Source organism: Streptomyces sp. NPDC002463 (genome assembly GCF_042889835.1).
GTDB lineage: Bacteria > Actinomycetota > Actinomycetes > Streptomycetales > Streptomycetaceae > Streptomyces > Streptomyces nymphaeiformis.
Window position 1 is genome coordinate 92879 of record NZ_JBIARL010000005.1, and the last position, 17052, is coordinate 109930.

A 17052-nucleotide genomic window follows, 5' to 3' on the forward strand; every position below is an offset into this window, starting at 1 on the left:
CTTCCGGACGCGAAAGGGGCGGGCACCGGTTTCGGCGCCCGCCCCTCACTGCCTGCGGTTACGGGGTGACCGCGCCGATCAGGACGCTGCCGGTGCCCGCGACGGTGCCGCGCGCGTTGAGCAGCTGGACCTCGCCGAAGAACTGGCGTCCCTCGGGGGCCGCGCCGGCGACCAGGACCTCGGCCGTCACCGGGGCGGTGGCGCCGTTGGCCAGGGTGACCGGCTTCGACTCGTCGACCTTCACGGTGCCGAGCGCGGACGAGTAGTACACGTCCTTGTAGTCGTACGTCGTGCCGCCCGCGGCCTGGACCGAGTAGCCGTCGATGACGACGGTGTACGTGCCCGCGGCCGGCTTCACCAGGGAGACGGACTCCTCCGAGTCGCCGTCGGCGGACTGGGCGACCTGCTCACCGTTCAGCAGGACCGTGAGGTCGAGGTCGGCGGCCTTGTCGGACGTGTTGCCGATGCCGATGTCGAGCCGCTCGACGCCCTCGCCGATGGTGACGGTCTTCGTCTGCTGCTCGTGGTGCTGGATGGTCGGCGTCTCGCTCTTCTGCGAGCCGAGCGAGCCGCCCTTGAGGGTGCCCGCGATGCCCGCGAAGCGGTTGGTGACCTGCCACTGGACGGCGGCCGGGGTGCCGATCTTCGCCTCCGCGACCGTCTGCACGGCCGGGTCGAAGTCGGCGCCGAGGGCGGTGACGCCCAGGGTGTACGGGTTGTCCAGGTCCGGCGACGTGCGGCGGGACTCGACCTCGATCTCCCAGACGCCGGGCGTCGGGTTCGCGTAGGACCGCAGGTCCGGGCGGCAGGTGTTGGCCGGGTTGTAGTGCGGGTAGCACTGCGTGGTGGCGCTGTCCTCGATACCCACGCCGTACGGGTGGATCGAGATGAAGCGGGTCTGGCTCTTCTCCTTCAGACCGCCGAGCGCGACCTCCAGCGTCTTGGTGCCCTGCGGCACGGTGACGAAGTAGGACTTGCTGCTGTTGCGCTGCACCGAGCCGGAGGCGGAGAAGCCGTAGCCCGGGGCGACCAGGTCGTCCGCGACGACCGAGGTGGCGAGGATCTGCTTGTCGACGCCCTCGGTGCGCTCGTCGTCGGCCTCCAGGATGACGCTGTGCACACCGGAGGTGGCGGCGCGGGCCTGGAGCTTGACGGTGACCGGCTTGTTCAGCGGCAGGTCGATCTCGTCGTCGCCGAGGATGCGGAAGGTGCCGTCGTTGTACTTGAGGTCCAGCTCGTGCTCGATCGGCCGGTTCGGGCCGCTCGTGCGCGTGATGGTGACGTCGTAGACCTTCTTCTGGCCGACCTTGAGGCCGCCCTCGCGGTCGTACACACCGGTGCCGGTGTGCGGGGCCGGGAAGATCACGGTGTCGACGGGGGCCTCGACCTTGTAGTCGTGGGCGGTGGCACCGTCCTTGATCGACTCCCAGGCCTCCTCGATGTCCATGAGGCCCGAGCCCTGCTCGTGCGCGGCGACACCGGGGATGCGCTTCGCGGTCGAGGTCAGCGCGGTCCGCAGGGTGAGCGGGGAGAGCGCGATGCCCTTCTGCTTCGCGGCCGAGATCAGCAGCGCGCTCGCGCCCGTCGCCTGCGGCGAGGACATCGAGGTGCCGTTGAGCATGCCGTAGCCGGCGGGCAGGGCGTAGCCGGCCTCGGCGACGCCGGCGCCCGGCAGCCAGGTCGGGATGGAGTTCACGGCCGAGCCGGGGGCGGTGATGGTCGGGGTGAAGCCGCCGTCCTCACGCGGGCCGCGCGAGGAGAAGGGGAACATGGCGTACTTCTTCTCGACGGCCGAGCCGTAGTTGGCGGCCCAGGTCTCCTTGGAGACGGCGGCGCCGACCGAGATGACCTTGTCGGCCAGGCCGGGGTCGCCGATCGTGTTGATGCCGGGGCCCTCGTTGCCGGCCGAGATGACCAGCTGGACGCCGTAGGTGTCGATCAGGCGGGTGTAGAGGCGCGAGCGGACGTTGTCGCCGTCGTTCTGTTGCGGCAGGCCGCCGATCGACATGTTGACGATGTCGACGCCGCGGTTGACGACGAGGTCCGTCATGCCCTCGGTGAGGGCGGTGTTGGTGCAGCCGCCGGACCAGGTGCACGCGCGCGCGGAGACGATCTTCGCGCCGGGGGCGGCGCCGCTCATCCTCCCGCCGAACAGGCCGTTGGCGGCGGTGATGCCGGCGACGTGCGTGCCGTGCGCGGACTCGACGAGACCGATGCTGACGAAGTCGGCCTTCTTGCCGACGTAGTCGTCGCCCCACGGGTCGAGCTTGACGTCCTTGCGGATCTCGACGACGAACGGGGTGCGCTCGACGACGTCGGTGGCCGGGTTGTCGGTACCGAAGTAGCCGACCTGGTAGCCGTCCTTGTACGGCTTCATCGGCGCGTCGTCCGTGAAGTCGTTGTTCTGGTTCGTGTCCACACGGACGGTTCCGGCGGCCGGGTCGTACAGCATGCCGAAGATGTCGGTGGTGTCGCCGTCCCGGTTGATGTCGCCCTTCGGGTCGCCACCGGCGGTGAAGCGCTCCTGGAAGCGGCTGAACTGGTACGAGCCGGCCGGGGCCTTCCAGCTCTGCGAGGAGGCGGTGAAGACCGGGCCCGAGACCGGGGTGATCTGGGCGCGCCAGGTGTTGTCGCCCTCGGTCACCGGGTCGGTGGCGGTGACCCAGTCGACGATCTTGCGCTCGCCGGTGGTGGTCTTCTGCAGGGCCGGGTGGCCGAGGTCGACACCCGAGTCCAGGATGCCGATGGTCACGCCGCGGCCGTCGGCCTTCGGGTGCTCCTTGACGAAGTCGACCGCGCCCGTCTCGTACGAGGGGTTGTACGGGTTCTTCGCCGGGGTGTCCTTGCCCGGGGCCGGGTACGTCGTCGTGACGGTGGTGCCGGAGACGGCACCCGTCGTGGCGCCCGCGTCCGGCGTCGGGTCGTCCAGCGCGATCTCCGCCTGGAGGTCGACGGACTGGACGGAGGAGAGCCGGGTGGCGGCCTTGATGGCGGCCGCGGCCTTGGCGGTCGGCAGGGTGGCCCGGACGTAGCCGAGCGCGTCCTGCTGCTTGCCGACCGAGGCGCCGGCGACGGCGTCGAGCTGGGCGGCGACCTGCTCGGTGGCACCGGGGGCGGTGGCGACGAGGACGGTGACGTTCTTCTCGCCGCTCGCCTGGGCCTCGGTGAGCCGCTGGGCGTCGATGGCGCCGAGCTTGTCGGCGGGGTCCGAGGACTTGACCGGGGGAGTGGTGGCCGGGGCCTCGGTGGCGAGCACGGGCGCGGCGCCGGCCGCGACGAGCGCGGCGACGAGTCCGGCCGCGGCCGCGATGCGGGCCGCGCGTCTGGGCCCGTGCGTCGAGCTTCCGGGTATGGAGCTCTGGGTTTCGGGGGTGGTCATCTACATCCCTGCTTGTGAAAGGAGGACGTCCGGATTCCGATACCGGATGACCGCTCAGCCTTTCGCAAGAGACAGGGTTTTGTGGAGAGTCGCCCGAGGCCGTATTGCCGCCGCGGCACAAACCCGCCAGTGCGGCGAACGCGCCACGGGGAACGAACTCGCCCCTACCGGGGCGAGTTGCCCTTGCGTGCGGCTCAACTCTCCTTCGTGCGGGCGTAATGGCGGGAGGCCTTGGCGCGGTTGCCGCAGACCGCCATCGAGCACCAGCGGCGGGTGCCGTTCCGCGAGGTGTCGAAGAAGTGCAGGATGCAGGCCTCGTGGGCGCAGGCCCGGATCCGGTCGGGCGCGGCGCGCAGCAGGTCGAGGTAGTCGCGGGCGGCGGTCCAGCCGGGACCCCAGGTCTGATCCGCGAACTCGGCCTCCTCGCCGGGGCCCTCGGCGGTGAGCGTGGCCCGGATGCGGCCGTGACCGAGGACGGCGTCGACGCGCGCGGTGGCGGCGGGGTCGCCGGGGTGGTCGACGAGCGCGGCGAGCGCGTCCCGGGCGGCGAGGGTGTGCCGCAGGGTGGTCGCGTCGGCGCCGAACCGCTCGGCGAGGCCGTTGGCGGCGAGCCAGACGGCGAGGCCCTCGACGCCCGTGAGCAGGTCCTGGCGGACGCCCTCCTCGTTCCAGCGGGTGTTGAGCAGGTCCAGGGAGACGGGCTCGCCGGTGAGCGGCCGGGGGTCGATGACGGTCATGGGCGGCACCCTCCTCGGTGAACTAACCCTTCAAGGTTACGTGACCGGTTGACTCCCTCGATATCTAACCCCTAAAGTCGAAGTAAGAGGTTAGCCCGAAGAGGGGCGGCCGCACCAGAGAGGGAACCCTCATGTCCGCGATCGGCACGCTCGCCACCCACCACGTCGGCCTCAACGTCACCGACCTGGACCGCTCACTCGCCTTCTACGGCGACGTCCTCGGCTTCGAGGTCCTCGGCGAGGGCGCGGAGAAGGACAGCCGCTACGCCTTCCTCGGCCAGGACGGCCGCCTGGTCCTCACCCTCTGGCAGCAGGCCGAGGGCACCTACGACTCCGCCCGGCCCGGCCTCCACCACCTCGCCTTCGAGGCCGAGTCCCTCGAACACGTCCGCGCCGCCGAACTCGCGCTCACCGCCCGCGGCACCTCCTTCGCGTACGAGGGCGTCGTGGCCCACCGCGAGGGCGCGGCCTCCGGCGGCATCTTCTTCCACGACCCGGACGGCACCCGCCTGGAAATCTCGATCCCGAAGGGCGCGGAGGGCGCTGAAGCCCCGAGCGAAACGGCCCCGACATGCGGCTTCTTCTAGTCGAGCCGCCCCGCGCACCACTGGAGGCCCTCATGAGCACCGCCTACAACCCCGGCTCCCTCGCCGTACAGGCCAGGGCCGGCGTAAGGGACCGGGCCGACCACATCGCCCCCTCCATCACCCACGGCATCCGCCCCGTCGCCGCCGCCTTCCTCGAAGCCCAGCCGATGCTGATGATCGGTGCGGCGGACCACGAGGGCCGCGTCTGGTCGAGCCTGCTGACCGGCGCGCCCGGCTTTGTCCGGGCCACGGGCCCGCACACCATCTCGGTGGCCGCCGCCCTCCCCGAGGGCACGCCGGACGACGCCCCCGTCGGCACCCTGGCCCTGGACCCCCGCACCCGCCGCCGCATGCGCCTCAACGGCACGGCCACGCGCAGCGGCCGTGGCTTCAGGGTCGAGGCCGAGCAGGTCTTCTCCAACTGCCCGAAGTACCTGCAGAAGAGGGAGTGGTACGGCTCCGAACCCGACCGCGCCGGGGCGGGCACCGCCCGGCACGGCGAGGCGCTGACCTCCGGACAGGCGAGCCGTATCCACACGGCGGACACCTTCTTCATCGCCACCACCGCGCCCGACGGCGTGGACACGAGCCACCGCGGGGGCAACCCCGGCTTCGTCCGGGTCGACGGACCGCAGGAGCTCAGCTGGCGCGACTACCCGGGCAACGCGATGTTCCTGACCCTGGGCAACCTGGAGTCGGACGGCCGCGCGGGCCTGCTCTTCCTGGACTGGGAGACGGGCCTGACCCTCCAGCTCAGCGGCCACGCCCACACGGAGTACACCCCCGAGGGCCGCGTCACCCGCTTCCACGTGGACCGCACGACCGAGACCCCGGCAGCCAGCCCCTTGCGCTGGTCACCCCCGGAGTACTCCCCGTCGAACCCGACGACACCCTGACACCCGCACCCCCTCGGAGGCCCAGTGACCACCGCCCCGCCCCGCCCCGCACCACCCGCGCGCCCCCACCCGAGAACCGCCCTCACCTCGGCCGGCGCCAGCGTCACCGCCCTCCTGCTCCTGGTAGCCATCGGCACCGCCCTCCACCAGCCCCTCCTCATCCCACCCCTCGCCGCCAGCATGGCCCTCGTCGCCGGCGCCCCCGACCTCCCCCTCTCCCAGCCCCGCTCCGTCGTCGGCGGGCAGCTGCTCTCCGCGTTCACCGGCTTCGCGGTGCTCGCCCTGGCCGGGCCGGGCCCGTGGAGCGCCGCCGTGGCGGGCGGACTCGCGCTCGGCGTGATGATGCTCGTCCGAACCCCGCACTCGCCCGCCGCGGCCACGGCCGTCATCGTCGCGCTCCAGGCCCCGCCCTTCTGGTCGTTTCTCGGCCTTCTCGCCCTCGCCTCCCTCCTCCTCGTCGCCGTCGGGCTCGGGGCGGGCCGGGTCATGGGGCGGACGTATCCCGCGTACTGGTTCTAACCTCTTCCCATGCAGCAGGAGTTGAGGGTGGCGGCCTACGCCGTGTGTGTCCGGGGCGACGAGATACTCCTGGCCCGCTGGGTCGCGAAGGACGGGGTGAAGCGGTGGACCCTGCCGGGCGGCGGCATGGACCACGGCGAGGAACCCGTCCACACCGTCGTCCGCGAGGTCGAGGAGGAGACCGGCTATCTGACCGAGCCGACCGTGCTCCTCGGCGTCGACTCCATCCGGCGCTCCTGGATCAGCCGGCTCGGCGGCCCGGGCGACTGGCAGGGGCTGCGGATCCTCTACGAGGCCCGGATCACGGGCGGATCCCTGCGGAACGAGGAGGGCGGCTCCACCGACCTCGCCGCCTGGCATCCGCTCGACTCCGTGCCCTCCCTCGCCCGTGTGGAACTCGTCGACATCGGCCTCCAGCTGTGGCGGGACCGGCCGCCGCTCGGGCGCTCGCACCTCACCCGGCACGACAATCGCTGACCTCTGCCGGAAGGCTGAAAACGGCTCAACCGTCACGTAGGCGATCAACCCCCGCCCACCCTCCCGCAGTCCCCTCCCCCGACCGCAGTACAACGATCAGGGGAGCCCCGCATGTCAGCCGCCCGCACCGTACGCACCGTCCTCGCCGCCACCCTCGTGGCAGGTCTCGCCGCCACCACCCTCGCCGCGCCCGCCCTCGCGGCGTCGGCTCCCGCGAAGCCGGACCACGCGGCCACCCAGCAGGCCCTCGACGCGGCCGTCGCCGACGGCGTGCCCGGCGCCGTCGCCCAGGCCCGTGACGGACGCGACCAGTGGACCGGCACCGCCGGCGAGCGCAAGGGCAACGACCGCTACCGGGTCGGCTCCATCACGAAGAGCTTCACCGCCACCGTCCTCCTCCAGCTCCAGGCGGAGGGCCGCATCGACCTCGACGACCCGGTCGAGAAGTGGCTGCCCGGAGTCGTCCGGGGCAACGGCCACGACGGCCGCGAGATCACCGTCCGCCAGCTGCTCAACCACACCAGCGGCATCTACAGCTACACCTCGGACCCCGGCTTCCAGGAGAAGGTCTTCGGCCCCGGCTTCCTGGAGCACCGCTACGACACCTGGACCCCGCAGCAGCTGGTCTCCGTCGCGATGGCCCACAAGCCGGACTTCGCCCCCGGTGCCGCCTGGAACTACTCCAACACCAACTTCGTCCTCGCCGGCATGGTGATCGAGAAGGTCACCGGCCGTCCGTACGGCCAGGCCGTCGAGAACCGGATCATCAAGCCGCTCAAGCTCCGCGCCACCTCCGTCCCGGGGACCCGCTCGGCCATGCCGCAGCCCAGCAGCCCGGCGTACTCCAAGCTCTCCCGGGACGTGAACGCTCCCGTGCACGACGTCTCCGCCCTCAACCCGAGCATCGCGGGCTCGGCGGGCGAGATGATCTCCGACTCCCGTGACCTGCAGACCTTCTACCGGGCCCTGCTCCAGGGCCGGCTCCTCACGAAGGAGGGCCTGAAGGAGATGACGACCACGGTCCGGATGTCCGCGGACGACCCGAACACGGGTTACGGCCTCGGGCTCATGTGGCAGAAGCTCAGCTGCGGGAAGGAGGTCTGGGGCCACGGCGGCGGCATCCACGGCTCCTCCTCCCTGGCCCTGGCGACCCGCGATGGCGGGCACTCCCTCGCCGGCAACTTCAACGCCGACTGGACGGGCGACACCGGGAAGGTCGTCGAGGCCGAGTTCTGCGGGACCCCGTCCGCGAAGTAGCGCTCACCGCGGCAGGACGACGACGTACGCGGCGGGCTGCCGGTCCGACGCGGCCATCAGGGCCGTACGGACCACGGTGGCCTGCTGGTCCATCGCCTCGCGCAGCTTGCGCGGGGTGAGGTGGACGACCGTGATGCCGAGCCGCTCCAGGTGCTCCCGCTTGCGGGTGTACTCGGTCCACAGCTCGTCGTCGTCCTGCCGCGGCGCCCGGGTGTCCAGCTCCACGGCGACCGCCTGGTCCGGCCAGTAGGCGTCCACCCCGCCCAGGTGCGGGCCGCCCGGCAGCCGCAGGTCCACGTTCCACAGCGGGTCCGGCAGCGCGAACTTCCGCACCATCTCGTACAGCCGCTGCTCGGAGCGCGCGCGCCCCTCGGCGAGCAGCGAGTCCACCGCGTCCACCACGTGCGGCCGGGAGAGCAGCCGGGCACGGCTCAACTCCCGTACGACCACGCCGGGTTCGCAGTGGCCGCCGCGCACGGCCTCGGCGAGCAGCCCGCGTACCGTCTCCGGGTCCGAGAGGCCCGACACCGCGTCGGCGACGGCGCGGGCCACGGGGGCGACGGGGAGGCCCGTGAGCTCCACCGGATCGGGCGACTCGGGGGCGCGGACCACCCGGACCCAGCCGGTCGAGCGCAGCCGGCGGGTGCGCGGCACGAGGACGTCGATCCGGTCCAGGGCGGTGAGCGGGGGAGCGGAGGAGAAGCGGTGCAGGGTGAGCGCGGCGAGCCCGGTGATCATCGCGTCGGGCCCCTGCGGGGGCACGGCGCCGGTCCTGCGGGCGTAGAGCAGCGCGGCCTTGAGCCGGTCCTCGCTGGTGGGCTGCCCGGGCTGGAGCAGGAAGACGCCGGGCAGCAGCTGCTGCCAGCCGCCGGGCCGGCAGCGCGCGGCGACCTCGGCGGCAGGGACGCCCTGGTCCCTCAACTGGTCGGCGGACGCGAGGCGTTGCACGCGACCGGTGCGGGAGGAGAGGGGGAGGGGGCGGGGGGTGATGGGGGTGTTGTGGTTCATGCCGGGGGTCTTCCGCTTCCGAAGGCTCCCCTAACCCCTGTTACACGCTCGTCGACATTCCGGGACAACCTCGCCCTAAAGTACGCACGTTCGACTGCCGATGGGGCCGCGGCCCGCGGCCCCATCGGCGGGACCTCACGAGGCCAGGGCGTCGCACTCCTGCGCCCGCAGCGCCCGTGCCAGGTCGTCACGGGCCTCCAGGACGAGGCGGCGCAGGGCCGGGGCCGCCCCGGCGTGCTCCGACAGCCAGGCGTCCGTCGCGGCCAGCGTCTCCGGACGGTCCTGGAGCCCCGGGAACAGGCCCCGGACCACGTGGATGCCGATCTGGATCGACCGCTCGTCCCACACCCGCTCGATCGCCGCGAAGTACTTCTCCGCGTACGGCGCGATCAGCTCGCGCTGCGAGGGCTGGACGAAGCCCTCGATGGTCGCCTCGACCAGCGCGTTCGACAGGGCGTCCGACTCGACGACCTGCGCCCAGGCCTGCGCCTTGACCGCCGCCGAGGGCCGCGAGGCGAGCAGACGGGTCTGGTGGCGCTTGCCGGTGGCCGTGTCGTCCCGGGCCAGCTCCTCGTCGATCCGGGCCTCGTCCGCGCGGCCGTGCGCGGCCAGCGGGGAGAGCAGCGCCCAGCGCAGCTCCTGGTCGACGTCGAGGCCGTCGATCTTCGCCGCGCCGTCGAGCAGCCCCTCCAGGAGCTGGAAGTCGGCGTCGGCGGAGGCGGTCGCCGCGAAGAACCGCGCCCAGGTCAGCTGGTGCTCGCTGCCCGGCTCGGCCACCCGCAGCTCGCGCAGCCCGCCCTCGGCGAGCAGTCGCCCGCCCTCCTCGCGCCACGCGGGCGCCGCGTAGAGGGTGACGGCCGACTTCGTCCAGCCGTGCACCATCTGGAGGACGCCGATGTCGGTCTCGCGGCCCGCGAAGGCGAGCGCGACGGAGACGAAGTCCCGGGCCGGCATGAGCCCGTCGCGGGTCAGGTTCCACAGCGCCGACCAGCACAGCGCGCGGGCCAGCGGGTCGGTGATGTCGCCGAGGTGCGCGCGGAGCGTCGCGAGCGAGCCCTCGTCGAAGCGGATCTTGCAGTAGGTCAGGTCGTCGTCGTTGACGAGCACCAGGTCGGGCTTCTCCTCGCCCGCGAGCCCGTCGACGACCGTCCGGGTGCCGGTGATGTCGGCCTCGGCCCGCGCGTACCGCACGAGCTCCCCGCCGGAGAGCCGGTAGAGGCCGACGGCGGCGCGGTGCGGACGCAGCTCGTCGCCCTCCTGGAGGACGGCGAGCTCGGTGATCCGGCCCTCCGCGTCGTAGGTGACGGCGGGGGTCAGGCTGTTGACGCCGGAGGTCTGCAGCCAGGACTTCGCCCAGGCCTTCATGTCGCGCCCGGAGGTCTCCTCAAGGATCGCGAGGAGGTCGGCCAGGCGCGTGTTCCCGTAGGCGTGGCGCTTGAAGTAGCGGCGCGCGCCCTCCAGGAACGCGTCCCGCCCGGCGTACGCGACGAGCTGCTTGAGGACCGAGGCGCCCTTGGCGTACGTGATGCCGTCGAAGTTGAGCTTGGCGTCCTCCAGGTCACGGATGTCGGCCGTGATCGGGTGCGTGGACGGCAGCTGGTCGGCGCGGTAGGCCCAGGCCTTGCGGTTGTTGGCGAAGGTCACCCAGCTGTTGGTGAAGCGGGTGGCCTCGGCGTTCGCGAAGGAGCCCATGAAGTCCGCGAAGGACTCCTTCAGCCACAGGTCGTCCCACCACACCATGGTGACCAGGTCGCCGAACCACATGTGCGCCATCTCGTGCAGGATGACGTTGGCCCGGCTCTCGTACGCGGCCTGGGTGACCTTGCCCCGGTAGATGTACTCCTCGCGGAAGGTCACCATGCCCGGGTTCTCCATCGCGCCGAGGTTGTACTCGGGGACGAAGGCCTGGTCGTACTTCCCGAAGGGGTACGGGTAGTCGAAGTTGTCGTGGAAGAAGTCGAAGCCCTGCTTGGTGATCAGGAAGACGTCGTCGGCGTCGAAGTGCTTCGCGAGCGACTTGCGGCACATCGCGCCGAGCGGGATCTCCAGGTCGCCGCGCGTGTAGCTGTCGGTGACGTAGTGGTACGGGCCGGCCACGACGCACGTGATGTACGTGGAGATCGGCGCCGTCTCGGCGAACCGCCACACGCCCTCGGCGTCCTGCTCGCCCGCTCCGTTCGACCACACCGTCCAGCCCTCGGGCGCGGTCACCGCGAAGCGGTACGGGGCCTTGAGATCGGGCTGCTCGAAGTTGGCGTACACCCGGCGGGCGTCGGCCGGCTCGTACTGCGTGTAGAGGTAGACCTCGCCGTCCTCCGGGTCGACGAAGCGGTGCATGCCCTCGCCGGTCCGGCTGTAGGCGCACTGCGCGTCCACCACGAGCGTGTTCTCGTCGGCCAGCTCGTCGAGCGCGATCCGCGCGCCGTCGAAGACCACCGCCGGGTCGAGCGAGCGGCCGTTGAGCGTGACCGCGTTCACCGAAGGGGCGATCAGGTCGACGAACGTGCTCGTGCCCTCGCCGGTCCGGCGGAACCGGATCGTCGTCACCGAGCGGAAGGTGCGCACCGGCTCGTCGGAGTCGCCGACCGCCGACCGCAGGTCGAGGACGACCTCGTACCCGTCGACGGACAGCAGCGCGGCCCGCTCGTGGGCCTCGTCGCGGGACAGATTCTCACCGGGCACGGTCACTCCTTCGTGGCGCGTTCGAAACAGCACCGATCCTCCCATGCGCTGCTGTCACGCGGCACACGGCGATGCCGACGCGCGGGAATGCGGCCGGCCCCCGGAACGTTCCCCCTTTTCGGCGCAACCCCTTCATTCACGGCCTTACCGAGGAGCGACATGTCCGAGAGCAGGACCACCGCCGACTTCTACTTCGACCCGCTGTGCCCGTGGGCCTGGATGACCTCCCGCTGGATGCTGGAGGTGGAGCAGGTGCGCCCGGTCGACGTGCGCTGGAAGGTCATGAGCCTGGCCGTGCTCAACGAGAACCGGCTCGACGAGGTCCCCGCCGAGTACCGCGAGATGCTGGAGACCCAGGCCTGGGGCCCGGTCCGCGTGGTGATCGCCGCCCAGCAGCTGCACGGCGACGAGGTCGTCGGCAAGCTCTACACGGCGCTCGGCACCCGCTTCCACAACAACGGCGAGGGCCCGACCCGCGAGGCGATCGCCGGCGCCCTGAAGGACGTCGGCCTGCCCGAGGACCTGGCGGACTTCGCCGACAAGGACACGTACGACGCCGAGCTGCGCGCCTCCCACACGGAGGGCATAGAGAAGGTCGGCCAGGACGTCGGCACCCCGGTCATCGCGGTCCCGGGCCCGACGGGCGACGAGGTCGCCTTCTTCGGCCCCGTCGTCACCCCGACCCCGCGCGGCGAGGCGGCGGCCCGCCTGTGGGACGGCACGCTGCTGGTGGCGTCGACGCCCGGCTTCTACGAGATCAAGCGCACCCGCACGGCGGCGCCGAGCTTCGAGTAGGCCGTCACGCAGACGGCCCCCGCGATTCACGTCATCGCGGGGGCCGTCCTCTTTTCCACCTGCCCGGTGAAGGCTGAGAAGACGATCACGAGCAGGAGCCGGGGGCCTTCGGGGTCAGAACGAGATCAGCGGCACCGAGGCCTTGGCCGCCAGGTAGCGCCGGTTCACGTCCTGCCAGTTGACGACCTGCCACATGGCCTCGATGAAGTCGACCTTCTGGTTCTTGTACTGGAGGTAGAAGGCGTGCTCCCAGGCGTCGAAGACCAGGACCGGGACCGAGCCCTGGCCGACGTTGCCCTGGTGGTCGTAGACCTGCTCGACGATGAGCCGGCCGCTGACCGGCTCGTACGCGAGGACGCCCCAGCCGGAGCCCTGGGTGGTCGCGGAGGCCTTGGTCAGCTGGGCCTTGAACTTGGCGAAGGAGCCGAAGGAGGCGGTGATCGCGTCCGCGAGCTCACCGACGCCGTCGGCGGCCAGCGGCTCGCCGCCGCCCTCGCCGGCCTTCGGGCTCGCCATGTTGTTCCAGTAGATGGAGTGCAGGATGTGGCCGGAGAGGTGGAACGCGAGGTTCTTCTCCAGGCCGTTGACCGCACCCCACTGGTCCTTGTCGCGCGCCTCTTCCAGCTGCTCCAGGGTGTCGTTCGCGCCCTTGACGTAAGCGGCGTGGTGCTTGTCGTGGTGCAGTTCGATGATCTCCGGATTGATCACCGGCTCCAGCGCCGCGTAGTCGTACGGCAGCTCGGGAAGTGTGTAGATCGCCATGGGCCGTCCCCTCCGAAGGCTTATTGCAACCAATGTGCAAGTGCAGGCTAGCAGTAGGTGCGGCAGAAGTTGATCAGCTCTTCGTCCTAGGTCCCGGACATGGCGAGACCCCCGGACCGAGCGGTGGTCCGGGGGTCTCGCCGTGCGGGGGAGCGGGGAGGGGTCAGGAGGTCCGGCCCGCCCCGGTCTTCTGGCGGACGAGGCCGATCGCGGCCAGCACCAGGGTCATCGCCCCCGTCGCGTACAGCTGCACGCGGGTGCCCTCGTCACGGGCCATCAGGAAGAAGATCGCCGCCATGCCGGCCAGCGCCACCCAGGTCAGGTACGGGAAGCCCCACATCCGCACCACCAGCTTCTCGGGCGCCTCGTGCTCCAGGCGACGGCGCAGCGCCAGCTGCGAGACCGCGATGAAGATCCAGACGACCAGGATCACGCCGCCGATCATGTTGAGCAGCCACGGGAAGATCGTGTCGGGGGACCAGTAGTTCAGGCCCACGCAGACGAAGCCGAAGAAGCAGGAGGCGAGCACGGCCAGGCGCGGCACACCGCCGGAGACCTTGCCGAGCGCCTTCGGGCCGAGGCCGCGGTGGACGAGCGAGAAGGCGATGCGCGAGGAGCCGTAGATGTTGGCGTTCATCGCGGACAGCAGGGCGATGAGCACGACCACGTTCATGATCTGGCCGGCGCCCGGGATGCCCAGGTGGTCGAGGGCGGCGACGTACGGGCCCTTCTCGGTGACGGCCTTGTCGTCCCACGGCAGGAGCGTGACGATGACGGCCATCGAGCCGATGTAGAAGAGCGCGATCCGCCACATCGCGGTGCGCACGGCGCTCGCGACGCCCTTGACGGGGTTCTCGGATTCGGCGGCGGCGATGGTGACGGTCTCCATGCCTCCGTACGAGAACACCGAGGCCAGCAGGCCGACGATCAGGCCCTCGCTGCCGTTGGGCAGGAAGCCGCCCTGGCCGAGGAGGTTGCCGGTGCCGGGCGAGTCGGTGCCGGGCAGGACGCCCAGGATCGCGAGCACGCCGAGGCCCAGGAAGAGCGTGATGGCGCCGACCTTGAGCGCGGCGAACCAGAACTCGAACTCGCCGAAGTTCTTCACGGCCGCCAGGTTGGTGCCGCAGAACACCAGCATGAACAGCGCGACCCAGGCCCATTCGGGGGTGCCGGGCAGCCAGCCGGTGACGATCTTCGCGGCGCCGATGCCCTCCAGGCCGACGGCGACGCTGAGCAGCACCCAGAACGCCCAGCCGGAGGTGAAGCCGGCCCAGGAGCCGAACGCCCGCTCGGCGTGCGAGGAGAACGAGCCGGAGGAGGGGTGCGCGGCCGACATCTCGCCCAGCATCCGCATCACGAGCATGACGAGCAGGCCCGAGATGGCGTACGCGAGGACGATGCCGGGTCCGGCGGCGGCGATGCCGGCGCCGGAGCCGACGAACAGGCCGGCGCCGATGACGCCGCCGAGGGCGATCATCGACAGATGGCGCTGCTTCAGGCCATGGGTCAGGCCCCCGGTGGGGGTCGTCGCGCCGTCCTTGCGGTCGGCCGGCGCGGGCGCGGTGGTCCGAGACATGGGCGAACTCTGTTCACTAGGTGAGACGGGGAGGGTGGCCCACAGTCTGTGGGGCACCCCCGCTCAGAGGGAACAGCTGTCCGCTATCCGGTCACAGGGTTCACACAAGGTGAAGATTCAGGTGCGCCCGGTGCGCAGCTCCCGCACCCACGCCACCACCAGGACGGCCCCGGTCGCCCCCGCCGACCACAGCACCTGCGGCCGCGCCCCCTCGTCGAACAGCATCAGGACGAGCACCGCTCCCATCGCGGCGAGCGCCACCCAGGTCAGCCACGGGAAGCCCCACATCCGCAGGCTCAGCGTCTCGGGCGCCTCCCGCTCGATCCGGCGCCGCAGCCGCAGCTGCGAGACCGCGATCAGCGCCCAGACGAAGAGCAGCACCGCGCCGACCGCGTTGAGCATGTAGAGGAAGACGGAATCCGGCCACTTCAGATTGAGCAGGACGGAGACGAAGCCGAAGGCCACCGAGGCGAGCACCGCCCGGCGCGGCACGCCTCCGCTCTTCGTGCCGTCTCCCGAGACCTTGAGCAGCCCCTTGGGCGCCTCCCCGCGCTCCGCCAGCGAGAACACCATCCGGGAGGACCCGTACAGGTTCGCGTTGAGCGCCGAGAGCAGCGCCACGAACACCACCACGTTCATGATCTGACCCGCCGCCGGCACCCCGATCGCGTCCAGGACCGCCACGTACGGCGACTCGCCCGGCTTCATCGAGGTCCACGGCAGCAGCGTCACGATGACCAGCATCGAGCCCACGTAGAAGAGGAGGATCCGCCAGACCGCGCTGCGCACCGCCCGCGCCACGTTCCGCGCGGGGTCGTCGGACTCGGCCGCCGCGATGGTGACGACCTCGAGACCGCCGAAGGCGAAGATGACCGCCAGGACCCCGGACACCACCCCCGACCAGCCGTTCGGCAGGAACCCGCCCTGCCCGGTCAGGTTCGTGAGCCCCACCGGATCGGTGTCGGGCAGCCGGCCCGCGATCGCGAGCAGGCCGAGGATCAGGAAGAGGACGATCGCGCCGACCTTGAGCGCGGCGAACCAGAACTCGAACTCGCCGAAGTTCTTCACCGCCGCCAGGTTGGCCAGGGTGAACACGATCATGAAGACCAGCACCCAGCCCCACTGCGGCACGTCCGGCACCCAGCCGTGCGCGATCTTCGCCGCGCCCGTCGCCTCCACGGCGAGGACCACGACCAGCAGGAACCAGTACAGCCAGCCCACCGAGAACCCCGCCCAGCGGCCGAGCGCGCGCTCCGCGTGCACCGAGAAGGCGCCCGAGGCGGGCATCGCCGCCGACATCTCGCCGAGCATCCGCATGACCAGCATCGCGAGCGCCCCGGCGAGCAGATACGAGACGACGATGCCGGGTCCGGCGACGGCGATGCCGGCACCCGAGCCGACGAAGAGCCCGGCACCGATCACGCCGCCGAGCCCCAGCATCGTCAGATGACGCTGCTTCAGGCCGTGGGCGAGGGGCTCCGGTTCGGGAGCGAGCGGCTCCGTCTCGGGGGCGAGGGGGTCGTGCATGTGGAGGCTCGTACTCTCTGCAGGTTTATGGAGACTCCACAGTCTCTCCAGCGAACGCCCCCTGGCGCAAAAAGGACCTCTGGGCGTGAGATCCCAGTGACAAGCGTCACGTGGCGCGAGGTGTGATCGACGGGCTTTGTTCGATCTCCACGAAACGCTCGACCGCCGCTTTGTCGGCGGCTGACGGTGATCGAGCGCTCACTCCTGGCATAGCGTCAACCTGTCCCTCCCACCCTCACCCCCGCGGAGTACCGATGAGCACCGCCACCGCCCCCGTCCGCACCCTCCGGGCGGGCACCGTCCTCGCCGACCTCATCCCCGCGAGCCGCGCCCGCGACATCGCCCTGGTCGTCGGCGGTGCCGCCCTCACCGGCCTCGCCGCACAGCTCTCGGTCCCGGTCCCCGGCTCCCCGGTCCCGGTCTCCGGCCAGACCTTCGCCGCCCTGCTCGTCGGCACCGCGCTCGGCGCCCGCCGCGGCTTCCTCGCCCTCGCCCTGTACGCCGTCGCGGGCATGGCGGGCGTCCCGTGGTTCGCGCAGGCCACCTCGGGCTACGGCATGCCGTCCTTCGGCTACATCCTCGGCATGCTCCTCGCCTCCACCGTCGTCGGCGCCCTCGCCCGCCGCGGCGCCGACCGCTCGGTGCTCCGCACGGCCGGCGCGATGGTGCTCGGCTCCGCGCTCATCTACGCGGTCGGCGTGCCGTACCTGGCCCTCGCCACCGGCATGACCCTCGGCCAGGCCGTCGCGGCCGGCCTCACCCCGTTCCTCATCGGCGACGCCCTCAAGGCCGCGCTCGCCATGGGCGCCCTGCCGGCCGCCTGGAAGCTCGTCGGCCGCAAGGGCTGAGC

At 71.5% G+C, this 17052-nt stretch carries 14 protein-coding genes; 7 read left to right on the plus strand and 7 right to left on the minus strand.

Going from position 1 to position 17052, the window contains the following annotated elements; genetic code table 11:
• Nucleotides 1–58: 58 nt before the first annotated feature.
• Nucleotides 59–3379, minus strand: a complete 3321-nt coding sequence (locus tag ACFYX3_RS12595; RefSeq protein WP_389011784.1) for a S8 family serine peptidase — start codon at nucleotides 3377–3379, stop codon at nucleotides 59–61.
• A 194-nt stretch (nucleotides 3380–3573) separates the two neighbouring features.
• The gene (locus ACFYX3_RS12600; RefSeq protein ID WP_382658367.1) at nucleotides 3574–4116 is read right to left on the minus strand and encodes a CGNR zinc finger domain-containing protein; all 543 of its coding nucleotides are present in this window, start codon (nucleotides 4114–4116) and stop codon (nucleotides 3574–3576) included.
• A gap of 131 nt (nucleotides 4117–4247) precedes the next feature.
• Between ACFYX3_RS12600 and ACFYX3_RS12605 the strand changes: the two genes are divergently transcribed.
• From ACFYX3_RS12605 to ACFYX3_RS12625, 5 genes are all read left to right on the plus strand, one after another.
• Nucleotides 4248–4703, plus strand: a complete 456-nt coding sequence (locus ACFYX3_RS12605) for a VOC family protein (RefSeq protein WP_385662280.1) — start codon at nucleotides 4248–4250, stop codon at nucleotides 4701–4703.
• A 32-nt stretch (nucleotides 4704–4735) separates the two neighbouring features.
• Nucleotides 4736–5599 (plus strand): pyridoxamine 5'-phosphate oxidase family protein, encoded by an 864-nt coding sequence (locus ACFYX3_RS12610; RefSeq protein WP_389011789.1) that lies wholly within the window; start codon nucleotides 4736–4738, stop codon nucleotides 5597–5599.
• A gap of 24 nt (nucleotides 5600–5623) precedes the next feature.
• Nucleotides 5624–6118, plus strand: a complete 495-nt coding sequence (locus ACFYX3_RS12615) for an HPP family protein (RefSeq protein WP_389011792.1) — start codon at nucleotides 5624–5626, stop codon at nucleotides 6116–6118.
• A 9-nt stretch (nucleotides 6119–6127) separates the two neighbouring features.
• Nucleotides 6128–6595, plus strand: coding sequence for an NUDIX hydrolase (locus tag ACFYX3_RS12620; RefSeq protein ID WP_389011795.1), 468 nt, complete (start codon nucleotides 6128–6130; stop codon nucleotides 6593–6595).
• 111 nt (nucleotides 6596–6706) lie between these two features.
• On the plus strand, nucleotides 6707–7852 hold the full coding sequence (locus tag ACFYX3_RS12625) for a serine hydrolase domain-containing protein (protein WP_389011798.1): 1146 nt from the start codon (nucleotides 6707–6709) through the stop codon (nucleotides 7850–7852).
• 3 nt (nucleotides 7853–7855) lie between these two features.
• Here ACFYX3_RS12625 and ACFYX3_RS12630 read toward each other — a convergent pair whose 3' ends face one another.
• Entirely contained in the window at nucleotides 7856–8860 is a 1005-nt protein-coding gene (locus ACFYX3_RS12630; protein ID WP_389011801.1) for a hypothetical protein, read from the minus strand.
• Between the two features lie 135 nt (nucleotides 8861–8995).
• Nucleotides 8996–11542, minus strand: coding sequence for an aminopeptidase N (gene pepN, locus ACFYX3_RS12635; protein ID WP_389011804.1), 2547 nt, complete (start codon nucleotides 11540–11542; stop codon nucleotides 8996–8998).
• A gap of 159 nt (nucleotides 11543–11701) precedes the next feature.
• Between pepN and ACFYX3_RS12640 the strand changes: the two genes are divergently transcribed.
• Nucleotides 11702–12337 (plus strand): DsbA family protein, encoded by a 636-nt coding sequence (locus tag ACFYX3_RS12640; RefSeq protein ID WP_359509991.1) that lies wholly within the window; start codon nucleotides 11702–11704, stop codon nucleotides 12335–12337.
• A gap of 114 nt (nucleotides 12338–12451) precedes the next feature.
• On the opposite strand, the gene ACFYX3_RS12645 is transcribed toward ACFYX3_RS12640, so the two are convergent.
• The 3 genes from ACFYX3_RS12645 to ACFYX3_RS12655 all read right to left on the minus strand — a co-directional run bounded on the left by ACFYX3_RS12645 (nucleotide 12452) and on the right by ACFYX3_RS12655 (nucleotide 16202).
• Nucleotides 12452–13099, minus strand: coding sequence for a superoxide dismutase (locus tag ACFYX3_RS12645; protein WP_376590272.1), 648 nt, complete (start codon nucleotides 13097–13099; stop codon nucleotides 12452–12454).
• Between the two features lie 163 nt (nucleotides 13100–13262).
• Nucleotides 13263–14675, minus strand: coding sequence for an amino acid permease (locus ACFYX3_RS12650; protein WP_389011809.1), 1413 nt, complete (start codon nucleotides 14673–14675; stop codon nucleotides 13263–13265).
• A gap of 117 nt (nucleotides 14676–14792) precedes the next feature.
• Nucleotides 14793–16202 (minus strand): amino acid permease, encoded by a 1410-nt coding sequence (locus ACFYX3_RS12655; RefSeq protein ID WP_389011812.1) that lies wholly within the window; start codon nucleotides 16200–16202, stop codon nucleotides 14793–14795.
• A gap of 254 nt (nucleotides 16203–16456) precedes the next feature.
• On the opposite strand from ACFYX3_RS12655, the gene ACFYX3_RS12660 reads away from it, so the two are divergent.
• Nucleotides 16457–17050: a biotin transporter BioY gene (locus ACFYX3_RS12660; protein WP_352026139.1), complete on the plus strand. Its 594-nt coding sequence runs from the start codon at nucleotides 16457–16459 to the stop codon at nucleotides 17048–17050.
• The last annotated feature ends 2 nt before the right edge of the window (nucleotides 17051–17052 follow it).